Below are 12,267 nucleotides of genomic sequence, written 5' to 3' on the forward strand. Positions count from 1 at the left end.
GGTCTACAATTGAGCAGCAGCATTGCGATAGCGGGTTGCATTTTCCATGTCCCCCTGTTCTTCAAAAATAGTGGCAATCCCCAGATAAGCTTGCTTAAGCTTGGGGTTGTATTCAATGGCTTTACGGAAATTCTGGAAAGCCGTTTGTAATTCCTGCCGTTGCTTATAAATTTCGCCAATCCAGTAATAGGCCATGGCATTTTCAGGATCAACTCTCAGCAGATAATTAAAGGTATTCAATGCTTCTGGTCCATTGTTTTTGGTCAGGTAGGCATAGCCTTTGAGATAAAGGGCTGTTTCGTTTTCCGGGGCTACTTCGAGTGCCTTTTCGGCGGAAGCAAGTGCCTGATCAGCTTGGCCAAGACTTACCTGTGCGGATGCCAAGCCGGTCCAGCCCTGCTCATTGTCCGGATATTTAGCAACTTCTTGCTGAAACAAACCGATAGCTTCGGCTGCTTGCCCTGTTTTTAAGATGGTTTCTGCCTTCATGGCAAACTGTTCAGGATCGTGTTCTACGACGGCCAACGGCACGCCATTCGCCTCGACCCGATGTACGGTTTTGCTGGTTGGCCAGGTATTGTTGCGCAAATGTGGCCCGCGAATAAAACGGTTGGGAAATATGCCATAATCCCAGGGTTCAGAGAACCTGCGGTGATAACGGATGTATTGTATCTTGACTTTGTCTTTGTAAGAGAAGTCCAACTGGCGGCGGACATTGTATGGGAAAGTAGTACCAATGGTCAGGGTATCCATATCTGGATGTAGTATTCCTTCCTCTTCCATCCATTCTACCGCTTGCCGCGAACTCAATCCCCAATAATCAAGCTCATACTGCCCGAAAGCGCCGTGAATGCCTCCTACCAGAGGATTGAAATAAACATAGGCCAGGGCCGGATTACGTGCTGTAAATAAGAGCGCATCGGCAGAAAGGAGAACCACAACGCCAATCGTAGCCAGACCTGCCCACTTGGTGCGAGCCGTAAACCGCTCGGCTAAGTATTCGAAACTTATCGCGCCCAAGACCAGTACCGTAGGATAGATAAAAAGCAACTGACGCCAGCCATCGTAAAGCGCGCTTTCCTTAAACATAATGTAGGCCAGCGGAAAGATGGTCACGAATAACAAGAGCAGCACCGACAAACCACCATGCTTTTTGCTCAACCACGGAAAACTGAGGACACTCAAAAAGAAGCCTGCTATGACCGACAAAGCAACACTGATGCCTAGCCACACCAGCGGATAGGAAGCGGGAATGCCATCGGAAAACATGTTTTCGCCACCAAACAGAATAATGATCCTGACGGCATAGTTCGAGAACAAAGCCAGGGCTTCCTTCGTGTGCTCAATCGGCGCTTGCATGGCGTAGGGCCAGAAAAGCAAAGCCAAACCAAAACCTGCCACCGTGCTACCGATCCAGTAAGCAGCATAGGTCAGAAATTGCTTAAACTCCTGTGCGATTCCTTTCACCCCGTAACGCATGAGAAAATCAATTCCCAGAAACAAGCCCGAGTAGCAAAAGATCAAAATCCCGCCAGCGCGGGTAGCAGTTGCTAATGCCGCCCCTAACACAAAGCCCAGGGCATCTTGCCAGCGTGGGCGAGGCATCGATATCAGACAGCGATACAAATAAAAAGCCCCCATCAAGTAACCCGCCGCAAAGGGAATATCCTTGGGGTTCATCACGCTGTGGCCCATCAATCGTGGGCTGGCCAGTAACAAGATGATCGCCAGTATACCTGCGCGAACGCCCGCCATCCGGCGGCTCCAGCCTGCTACTATCACCAAAATCAGTACGCCAAACAGTGCATTGAGCAAGTGCCGCACCCGATGGTAAGCAGGGCCGGGAATATTGCCAAGCATGCGGTTGACCGAACCACTCACTAGCTCAAAGAAGCCACCGTAAAACTTGTTGAAACGCTGACTGCTGGTATCATCCTCGTACAAAGCTGCTTTGTCACTTCCAGCGGAAGCGTAATAATCTACTAACTTCTCAGAATAATCATCCTGAAATTTTTCATCCGCATTGATCCCCGTAACCAAGGCCAACCCTAGCAAGACGGCCACTCCCAGTGCCAACAGCGCGTAGTAGACCTTGGAGAGGCTTGCAGACTTATCCAGCGTAGTTTCCTCTTGATAAGCCCAACTTATCCAGTTTTTACGAGGTTTAGCAGCCACCGTACTAGACGGAGCTTTCTTTACAGATTTCTTGGTGGTTTTCTTTTTAGCAGCCATAACTTTCAGTTAGTCTTACAAAAGTAAGATTACCTCTGGCAAATCGTAAATATTTACGAAAAAGGTATGCCTTGATCGTGAAGATTCCACGAAAATAATCCATTGACATTTAGAATAACCTTAGCTTTGCCCTCTGAATTGCGCTACTAAGCGTAAGGTGATCATGTTCCGTTTTTAAGCGGTTATTCGGCATCACTTTACGTTTGGTATACTTCACTAAAAACAAAGGAAAACATGGCAATGGTTAGCACCGAAATACTTTCGCAGGTGGTATTGCAAATGGAAGAATCAGCAACGCTAAAAATGGCCCGTATCGCCCGTGAATTAGCTGATCAAGGACACGAAGTAATTAGCTTGAGTTTGGGCGAGCCCGATTTTGATACACCAGATCATATCAAGGAAGCTGCTAAGCAAGCGCTTGACGAGGGGTATACAAAATACAGCCCGGTTCCAGGTTTGCCTGAATTGAGAAAGGCTATCGTTGCGAAATTCAAAAGAGACAACGACCTGACATTCGACATGAGCCAGATCGTAGTCTCTACGGGTGCTAAGCAATCTATCGCTAATATTTGTATGGCTATGCTCAACCCCGGTGATGAGGTCATTCTTTTTGCTCCTTACTGGGTTTCTTACCATGCGATTGTCTGCATGAATGGTGCTATTCCAGTACCCGTTTCGGCAGGTATTGACCAAGATTATAAAGTCACGGGTGAACAAGTAGCAGCAGCCATTACAGAGCGGACTAAATTGATTATTTTCTCTTCGCCTTGTAATCCCTCAGGATCGGTTTATACGAAGGAAGAATTGGATGATATTGCAGCAGCCATAGCTCCTCACGAGCACGTTTATATTGTCTCTGACGAAATCTACGAATACATCAATTTCACCGGCAAGCACGTGAGTATTGGCACCATCCCCAGTGTAAAAGATCGCACGATAACCGTCAATGGCTTTGCCAAAGGCTATGCGATGACCGGCTGGCGCTTGGGCTACATTGGTGCTCCAAAAATCATTGCCGACGCTTGTACCAAAATTCAAGGACAATTCACTTCTGGTGCCAATACGTTTGCCCAGAAAGCTGCTGTTTACGCGCTGGAAGCTGATATGAGTGAGACCTACGCGATGAGAGATGCCTTTGAAAAACGTCGGCAGGTCATTATTGACGGACTTGAGCGTATTCCTGGCCTGAAGGTCAATCGTCCTCAAGGAGCTTTTTATATTTTCCCTGATGTCACAGCCTTCTACGGTAAAAAAGCTGGGGATTTTGAAATTACTTCTGACGATGATATCTGCGAGTACCTGCTACAGGAAGCCCACGTAGCTACGGTATCAGGAGAAGCATTCGGTACACCTGGTTGTATTCGAATCTCTTATGCGGCTTCTGAGGAAATGCTCAAAGAAGCGGTTCAACGCATCAAGGATGCTTTGGCGCGCTTGGTATAAACGGCAGGCAATACGAGCTGGTCAGGAGACCAGTAAGATATGATCCCGACCAAGAAGGTCGGGATAGTTCGGAAACTAAGATGAGCAAATAGAGGGTAGCGGAGTATAAAGACTCCTCTACCCTCTTTTGATCTCACATAGTGCTTACTGAACTTTTAAAAGCAAGCCTTTTTGTAAGCGCTGATCTTGATTTATCAGCTGCAATTGGTAAACGCCTTTCGGCAAATGAGCAATTCCAATCTCTTCTTGCGTGGTTGTAATTTTGATGGATTGGAGCAACTGACCTTTTATGTTCAAAATACGCAGCTCCTCTCCTACTTGCCATTCTCCCCGAAAAGTGGTGGTTGCTGGGTTGGGCCAAATAAGAAGGTTCTCCCCTTCTGGTCTGGTGAGTAAAGTCCCCACTTCTGTAATTCCCCAGCTGGTCGTTAGTTGAGTAAGAATTTGTGCGCCATTGTGGGTCATCCAGATATTCCCCTCGCTGTCCATCTCTGCTTCATATATTCGGGAAGTATCCCACAGGCGATCGGTATGATCGTAGTAGTTCCATTCTTCGCCATCATAGAAGGCCATCTGATAGCTGCCAGCTATCCATAGCTTCCCATCTTGTTCTTTAAAGTGCAGCGGACGATCATCGGTGTTCCACTCGCTGGGAAAAGCAAAGATTTCCCAGTTGATACCATTCCACTTCCCGATTTCAGAAGTTTGCACATTGTAAGTCCATACTTGCCCAGGCGTTTCTGCGGAGAAGGACGTGAAGTAGCTAAGGCTCCAGTTTGTGGGCAGCTCAATAGTAGAGCTTGCCTCCAGAGAAAGTTCCAGAATATCAATGTTACTGTTCTCTAAGCGGCTTAAAAAGCAATGGTTCCCCGTGCCCGGTTGCAGATCAAATACGGTGTAACCTACTGGAAAACTAATCACTTCTTGCCAAACACCATCGCTTAAGGTATAAACCACTTGCTCACCATCTAAGACCCAGGGAGTACCATCTTCACTGAGCGTAAAGTCGAGGATATAGGTATTGGCATCAAAGACCGTATTTTGAGGACTGTAAGTTGCTACCAATTCTTCATCCACCAAATACATCAGAGAATTGCCTGATCCCAGCAACCAGAGTGTGCCATTGTCACCAAAATAATAGTCAAAGAAATAGTTCTGAGGCCCCAAATTAGACAGATCAAGTTCTTCACCCGTCGTCAGGTTGACTAAACCAAAATCAGTTGATTTAGCCCAAACGTTTCCTTGCGAATCGTTTTTAAAAAGCCACAAACCATCCTCTTGCCATGGCCAGTCAGCCAGCTCATGCAGAGGGTTGGTGGTATTTGGGGTTAACGCGTAAAGTACTCCGTCGCTGAGCCCTAGTTGTTGATCTGCATAATCAAATACAAAATCTGGATTGTTTAAGTCAAAAGGCAAATTTTCAGTAACACGCTCCCACCCGGCTTCAGAATACCGAAAAAAGTTGTTATTGCGCGTGTACTTCCACAGAATGCCAGCTTCATCTTCCAGGACAAAACCTATAGCTTCCAGCATCAACACTGGTTCGCTATCAAATGGAGAAAAGATTACCCATTCTCCTTCGCTGTATTTTCCCGCTACGCCGATATCGGAAAAGGCCCATAAAGTGCCATCCGATTGTACGTGAAGATCAATATCACTGTAAGCGAAAAAGTCGGATAGTCCACCATCGATGGGGCTGATAACTTCAAATTCGTCGCCGACAACTTTGGCTACCGTATTCCCTCCAATAAAAACTTCTCCATCGGGGGACTCAATAATCTCCCAAACGCTGTGTATCCAATTGCCAAAATAGTTAGGACCAAAATTTTCCCAATTGCTGCCATCCGTTAAACGCCAAAGTCCTTGGTTGGTACCAATCAGCAGACGGTTTTCTTGATCAAAAGCCAGGGTATATGTAAGGATAGGATTAAAACTATTCACCATTTCTTCCGGAAAAGGCATGTTGACCCAAGTGCCATCAGGTGCCTGTAGCGCTGCACCAATATCATAGGTGCCAATGTACAGCCCTTGCGTCTGAGGATTAACCGTAATAGACTCTACTTTGTTAGAAGGCAGGTTGCCCGACGCTACCGTCCAGTGATCTAATAATACCGTTGCTGTTTCGTCAAAAACGAAAATGCCTACATCGGTAGCCAACAACAATTCATTATTATGCACCAGCCAGTCATTGACCAGACTGGGTTTATAAAAAGAATGACTGCTTTCTATCAACTGCCCCGTAAGGAAAATTGGCCAACATAAAGCTGCGTAAATTGACAATAGTTTTATATACCTCATCTTCTATGAATTTATTTTCAACAAATGTAAGCGACATCTGCATCTAAAAACAAATCAAAATACAGGTCCTAATTATATTTCTAAATCAGATCAACAGGCAATACCCTTTGTTTTATATACATTTATGCTTATTTTTAATTAAATCTCTAAAATGAAAATATCGCCCGACGCTTTATATCATCTCTGTAAAAGTATGACTAAAAGTGAGCAACGCTATTTTCATGTATTTGCCCACAACAACACCAAGCAATCTCCCCACTATTACCTCATGTATACGGTAATCCGGGATATGGAACATTGGGAAGAGGTACTTTTTGACCGACACTTGCAAAATCAACCCTTCTACCCACAAAAAGCCGTCGTCAAGCACCAGCTCTACCAAAAATTATTGGATGCTCTCCATTTGTATCACCTCGAACAGGATGAGGAGGAAAAGATCAAACGAAAGCTTCACCAAGCCTACCTGCTAATTGCGAGAAACCTTCCCGCCCAAGCAGAACAGCTCCTCACCAAAGCCATCCACCAAATCAGCGAAAAAGAAATTTTCAATTGTTGGCCCGAGGCCATCCGCATAAAGCAAATGCTGCTTGAACAATCATTGCGCAAAGGCAATCAAACTAAGGCAATCGAAACCTGGCAACAACAATCGGAAACCTACAACCTGATCATCCAACAAGAACAAGCCTTGAAATGGCAAAAAATCAATGCCTATCAACGGCATTTTTATGGTCATTCCGGTGAGCCGGCTGTGCTGCATGACGATCCAGTATCACCTCCTATCAGTACGATGGGACAAGCTGACTATCAGCAAATTTTAGCACTACAGGCATTTCAGGAACAACGTTCCGCAGCGGCTTATGAACACAACCTGCTACAGCTCAACCTACTGGAGAGCTGCCTCAATGCTCATCGTGGTGTCCCCAATCGTTACCTATCCGTTTTTTATAACCTCTTGATTGACCAGCTACAGCTAGAAGAATACGAAAAACTCTACCAGGGACTGGAAAAACTGCGATCCTTGCCAAAGCAAAAAGCTTTTCAAAAAATAAAAAACATCCAGTCGAAGATCTTCACCTGGAGCTTTCAATTGGAATTGAATGCTTTCTTACAGCAGCAAGACTTTGCCAGCGGCTATTCCCTGCTGGCTTCACTAAAAAAGGGCATCCACGACTACCAAAAGGAACTGGGTACTCCCGCCCGTGCCAGCTTGATGCACCTGGGAGGGCTTTTTGCTTTTCATTATGGTGATTATGCCTTGGCCCTTGATTTTCTAACACCACTTTACCAACAAAGACCCGATCTCAAACAGCCCATTTATCGTTATGCTCACTTGCTCTACTTGTTGGCGCATTACGAAACTGGTCATTGGGAATGGTTGGAAAACACTTTGGTCAACAGTAAACGCCAATTCAGACAGGCGGGCATTCGCTCAGACAATATGGATATTTGGCTACTTGACTTGCTCAAATCGCTGATACAAATTCAGCCGAGAAAGGATATTGGAAGTCAACACAACAGTATTTTCCAAAAGTATGACCCAAGCACTCCCCTTGAAAAATTTCTGCAACTCAAATTTTGGTTGACAAAAAAAGAAAAAGGGCAATAGATTACGAATGTTAATGGTCCCCACCGTCAACCCCTACCTATTGCCCGTGCTATGGAAGTAAGCATTGAATGATTATCTTACTCCCTTAAATGTTATCCCAAATTTTGCTTTCCTTCCTCCCAGGAGAAAATCTAGCTATATGAGTATTCAACCAAGAACCATACCAACTTTTTCCTCAAGCCTGTTTTTAGCACTGGCTATCAGCCTTCTATTGGCAGCATGTAAGACAGCACCCACCCATGACTATGTAGCGGAAAAACGGGGTGAGTTTTCCCATGCCGCGGTGGTAAGTGGCCATCCTCTGGCCTCGCAGGTAGGTACTACGATTTTAGAAAAAGGAGGTAATGCAGTGGATGCAGCGGTGGCGGTACAGTTTGCCCTGGCCGTTGTATACCCCAGGGCTGGCAACATTGGCGGAGGTGGATTTTTAGTCTACCGGAGTCATGACGGCAGCACCGATGCCCTTGACTACCGTGAGAAAGCACCTGCTGCTGCCAACCGTGATATGTACCTTGACAGCATAAAAAATCCGATTGATGGCCTCAGCACCAAGGGACATTTGGCGGCGGGTGTACCCGGAACAGTAGCTGGTTTGGTAGCAGCACACGAGCGTTACGGAAAGCTTAGCTGGACGGAATTGGTGCAACCGGCTATTGATTTAGCGGAGCAGGGTTTTCCCATTTCTGAAACAGAAGCCGATCGGCTGAATGGTTTTCAAGAAGAATTTATCGCCTTCAACGGCCCAGAATGTCCATTCATCAAAGCCCAATGGCAAGCGGGAGACTTGCTCGTCCAAACGAATCTGGCAACCACCCTGAAACGGATCAAAGACCAAAAAACGGCGGGCTTCTACCAGGGAGAAACTGCTGCGCTGATTGTCAAAGAAATGGCAAGCGGCAACGGCATCATCACTACCGAAGATCTGGCCAACTATCAACCTACCTGGCGAGCAGCCATTACGGGAAACTACGACGACTACAAGATCATCTCCATGCCACCTTCTTCAAGTGGCGGTGTAGCACTTTTGCAGATGTTGGGGATGGTAGAAAACGCGCCATTAAACGAATACGGCTTTCATAGTACAGCCGCTACCCACCTCATGGTTGAAGCAGAACGCCGGGCCTATGCTGACCGCTCGGAGTATCTGGGAGACAGCGATTTTTATCCTGTCCCACTGGACTCCCTGATCGATGAAGTTTACCTTAACTATCGGATGAATGATTTTCAGACCGACAGTGCCAGCGTTAGCGATCAGCTCGCCGCCGGAAATTTTGTCAATAGTAAAGAGAGCTTTGAAACCACACATACCTCTATCGTTGACTCGGAAGGCAATGCCGTCTCGCTTACTACTACGCTCAACTCCAATTTTGGTTGCAAGGTAGTGGTAGATGGTGCCGGTTTTTTCCTCAACAATGAGATGGACGATTTTAGCATCAAGCCTGGCACGCCCAATCAGTTTGGATTAGTGGGGGCAGAGGCCAATGCCATACAGCCCGGTAAGAGAATGCTCAGCTCCATGACGCCCACCATCATTGAAAAAGATGGGCAATTGTTTATGGTACTGGGAGCACCCGGTGGGTCAACCATCATTACGGCTGTTTTCCAGGTGTTTATCAACGTTGCTGAGTTTGGGATGCCCCTGGATTCTGCGGTCTGGGCACCTCGTTTTCACCACCAGTGGTTGCCCGATCAAATTTGGGTGGAACCATCCGCTTTGAGTGAAGAAGTTAAAAACAAACTCAGTGCCATGGGCCACCAATTCCGTGAGGTCAACCGAATGGCCGTGATCAAAGCCATCCAGCGATTGCCCGATGGCAGCTACCTGGCCGTAGGTGACCCTCGCAATCCTGATGATGATGTGAGTGGGTATTGAAATATTGTGATACTAGGGTGATAAAAAGGTAATTTGCCTCTGCTTCAAGCTCACGGTACTAGGTACTTGGATTTAAAAGTCTTCGGGTATAAAACCCGACGCAAATGAGGCTATCATGGGCCTTAGTCGTCGGGTATCAAACCCGACGCTAAGGAGACTTAGCGAACACCTATACACTCCCCTTCTTTTGCATTATTTTACTTAAGATCAAAAATAGCGCACCACACGTCAGCCAGGCCGGCAAAGTGAGGAACGACAAAAAGACTCCTTGGGTAACAGACAAGCCATAAAAAACAACGAAGCTGATTCCCCAAGCCAGCAGCACCGCCAGATTGAAATTGGAGCCAGAGTTTAGTGCATAATTTTTGACAATCCCAGCTCTTTCCGCAAAGAAGTGCTCAAAGACAATAATTGCTCCTACCGGTGCTAAAATAAATCCGTATACGGCTACAAAGTCTAGCAGCTTCATTGCAAAAGCCGGGAACAAACCAGCAATGGTCGCAATTCCACCGGCCAGCATGGTCACCCAAAAAGTGGAAGCTTTTGGAATAATGGCTTGAAAAGCAAGTCCTGCGCGATAGATTGTTGGATTGGCGGTGGTCCAGCCCGCAATGACGACTGCGATGATACCGAAGACACCGATAGCATTGTATGCCAGCGGCCCAGGAGCTACCGACGGAGCTTCTCCGTTGGCCATGATTGCCAATGCTTCTGGTGATTGTAAGTAGACAGCATACAATAAAGCTGCGGCAATCCAGGCCATGTAGTGACCTACGTACATCCCAGCCGCTGTCGTCCAGCCCGCTTTGGCATTTTTTGCGTAACGAAACACCGTAAGGTCAGACATCCCTATATGCATGGCTGCGTTACAAAACCAAGACCAAATAACTACGTGCCAAAAAGTGTACTTCAGTTGGCCTGGAAAGGGATCACCACCATCCCCCCAGATGGCCCAGAATTCAGAAAAACTGGAAACCCCAAGCTGTCTCAGTGCCACAACACCAGCTACCAGAAAAGCCAACACAATAAAAGGAGACATCCAGTTGGCTGCTTTCACGACTGAATTATAGCCACGTGCTGCGATAAGAGAAATCACGATGCCAATGGCAATAACGATGATGATCCAGGTAGGACCGTTTGGCATCGTATCGGTGAGTTTCGGCATTTCCATATCAAAAGGAATCCCTACGGCCGTAGCTGACACCGTGATCATTGCCCCAGCCAGGAAACAAAAAAGAATACCATTGGCCAGGTTGTAAAAAGTAACCAGGTTTTTACCGCAGATTCGCTCCAACTGATAATAAAGGGTCAGACGATTTTTTACCGCAACTTCGGCCGTTAGAAATCGCCAGGAGAGAACCGCTAGAAAATTGCCAAGCAGGAGTCCTATGATCAGGTCAAAAGCACTAACTCCCGCCGTTAGGAAGAGAGGACCGATGACAAATTCCGTGCCGGCCGCGTGTTCGCCAGCGTACATTCCTAAAAAACCTTTCCAACTTTTCAATTTGGAATCTGGTACTGGCTGGCGTTCGTATTCTTCGGTAGTTACAACAGATGCTTTATCGTTGGTCATGTTTTGCTGATTTAATACTTAACAAAATAGCGTACCGCATTTAAGCACACGCTTGATATCAAAAAAGTGCTATAGGTAGCTATTTAGCTGGTCTTGACGATAAGATGATTAGGCAAATCTTCCACTCGCTCGCAGCACACCTGCTCCATTACTTGCTGAAGTTGTTTCTTTAGTAGTGACATGGTGTGATGCCCCCCTTCTTTGCCCAATGCCGCCACCCCATACATAAAGGAACGCCCCAGGAAGGTAAACTTTGCCCCGGAGGCAAGCGCATTGGCAATGTCCGGCCCTGTACGAATACCGCTGTCCATCATGACCGTAATTTGATCTCCAAATCGTTCGGCAATATTAGCAGTAGGCTTGATGGTAGACTCGCCTACATCAAGCTGGCGGCCACCGTGATTGGAAACAATAATTCCGTCAAGCCCTAGTTGGATGGCTTTCTCGGCGTCTTCCTCACTGGCAATGCCTTTGATCACCAGTTTGCCTTTCCATTTATCCCGGAGTGTTTTTACTTTTTCTTCGTTCAGCCTCCCCGTAAAGGTTTTATTCATAAACAACCCCAGGTGCCGCAGATTCATCCCGCCCGGAATGTAGGGTTCTAAGGTCTTAAATTTCGGCTGCCCTGCCAGGAGCGTTTGAATAGCCCAGTTAGGGTTACTCATGATCTGGATCATATTGCGTAAAGTCATCCGGGGTGGAATCGCTAGTCCATTGCGAATCTCCTTGGAGCGGTAACCAAAAGAAGGTACGTCGGAAAGAATAACGAGTACTTGATATTCTGCTGCTTCGGCCCGGCGAAGCAGGTCATCGCGCAACTCATCTTCCGTGGGGTGATACAGCTGAAACCAGGCATTGCCTTCCGTGATTTCTGCGATGGTTTCCAAATCTGCCGTACCCACTGTGCTCAAGATATAGGGGATGTTGTGTTCAAAAGCTGCCTTGGCTAGAATTTCCGAGGCTCTCGGCCACATCAAGCCTTGCAGGCCAATAGGAGCCACCCCGAAAGGGGCAGCGTAGGTCTTCCCAAAAAGCTCCGTTTGCATGGATATCTGACCGTAATCCCTCAGGTAGTAAGGTTTGAGTTGCACCTCGCGAATTTCTTCCGTATTGCGGCGGAGGTTTACTTCCGAGTTGCAGCCGCCATCAAGATAATCAAAGGCAAAGCCAGGTATTCGCTGCTTTGCGCGTTCCCTGAGGTAAGCAATATCAGGGTATTTTGGGTTGATTTTAAGTTCCATA

The 12,267-nt window shown here is 46.8% G+C and carries 7 protein-coding genes; 3 read left to right on the plus strand and 4 right to left on the minus strand.

Annotated elements, in window-relative coordinates:
* Positions 1–3: 3 nt before the first annotated feature.
* Entirely contained in the window at positions 4–2,232 is a 2,229-nt protein-coding gene (locus AB0L18_RS23955) for a tetratricopeptide repeat protein (RefSeq protein ID WP_367389853.1), read from the minus strand.
* 234 nt (positions 2,233–2,466) lie between these two features.
* Here AB0L18_RS23955 and AB0L18_RS23960 point away from each other — a divergent pair, with 234 nt between their 5' ends.
* Positions 2,467–3,675: a pyridoxal phosphate-dependent aminotransferase gene (locus AB0L18_RS23960; protein ID WP_367389854.1), complete on the plus strand. Its 1,209-nt coding sequence runs from the start codon at positions 2,467–2,469 to the stop codon at positions 3,673–3,675.
* A gap of 144 nt (positions 3,676–3,819) precedes the next feature.
* On the opposite strand, the gene AB0L18_RS23965 is transcribed toward AB0L18_RS23960, so the two are convergent.
* Positions 3,820–5,973, minus strand: a complete 2,154-nt coding sequence (locus AB0L18_RS23965) for a T9SS type A sorting domain-containing protein (protein ID WP_367389855.1) — start codon at positions 5,971–5,973, stop codon at positions 3,820–3,822.
* 193 nt (positions 5,974–6,166) lie between these two features.
* Here AB0L18_RS23965 and AB0L18_RS23970 point away from each other — a divergent pair, with 193 nt between their 5' ends.
* The gene (locus AB0L18_RS23970) at positions 6,167–7,579 is read left to right on the plus strand and encodes a hypothetical protein (protein WP_367389856.1); all 1,413 of its coding nucleotides are present in this window, start codon (positions 6,167–6,169) and stop codon (positions 7,577–7,579) included.
* 139 nt (positions 7,580–7,718) lie between these two features.
* Positions 7,719–9,452 carry a gamma-glutamyltransferase gene (gene ggt, locus AB0L18_RS23975; RefSeq protein WP_367389857.1) on the plus strand — a complete coding sequence of 578 codons (1,734 nt, stop codon included), beginning with the start codon at positions 7,719–7,721 and terminating at the stop codon, positions 9,450–9,452.
* Between the two features lie 169 nt (positions 9,453–9,621).
* Here ggt and AB0L18_RS23980 read toward each other — a convergent pair whose 3' ends face one another.
* Both AB0L18_RS23980 and AB0L18_RS23985 read right to left on the minus strand, forming a co-directional pair.
* Entirely contained in the window at positions 9,622–11,025 is a 1,404-nt protein-coding gene (locus tag AB0L18_RS23980; RefSeq protein WP_367389858.1) for a cytosine permease, read from the minus strand.
* Between the two features lie 83 nt (positions 11,026–11,108).
* Positions 11,109–12,266: an alpha-hydroxy-acid oxidizing protein gene (locus AB0L18_RS23985; protein WP_367389859.1), complete on the minus strand. Its 1,158-nt coding sequence runs from the start codon at positions 12,264–12,266 to the stop codon at positions 11,109–11,111.
* Between the last annotated feature and the right edge of the window lies 1 nt (position 12,267).

It is taken from the genome of Lewinella sp. LCG006, from assembly GCF_040784935.1.
In the GTDB taxonomy this organism is placed as follows: Bacteria; Bacteroidota; Bacteroidia; order Chitinophagales; family Saprospiraceae; genus Lewinella.

What these genes read in the sequence shown, in the direction of transcription:
- AB0L18_RS23955 (WP_367389853.1), bottom strand. Translation starts at nt 2,232, where the DNA reads ATGGCTGCTAAAAAGAAAACCACCAAGAAATCTGTAAAGAAAGCTCCG.
- AB0L18_RS23960 (WP_367389854.1), top strand. Translation starts at nt 2,467, where the DNA reads ATGGCAATGGTTAGCACCGAAATACTTTCGCAGGTGGTATTGCAAATG.
- AB0L18_RS23965 (WP_367389855.1), bottom strand. Translation starts at nt 5,973, where the DNA reads ATGAGGTATATAAAACTATTGTCAATTTACGCAGCTTTATGTTGGCCA.
- AB0L18_RS23970 (WP_367389856.1), top strand. Translation starts at nt 6,167, where the DNA reads ATGACTAAAAGTGAGCAACGCTATTTTCATGTATTTGCCCACAACAAC.
- ggt (WP_367389857.1), top strand. Translation starts at nt 7,719, where the DNA reads ATGAGTATTCAACCAAGAACCATACCAACTTTTTCCTCAAGCCTGTTT.
- AB0L18_RS23980 (WP_367389858.1), bottom strand. Translation starts at nt 11,025, where the DNA reads ATGACCAACGATAAAGCATCTGTTGTAACTACCGAAGAATACGAACGC.
- AB0L18_RS23985 (WP_367389859.1), bottom strand. Translation starts at nt 12,266, where the DNA reads ATGGAACTTAAAATCAACCCAAAATACCCTGATATTGCTTACCTCAGG.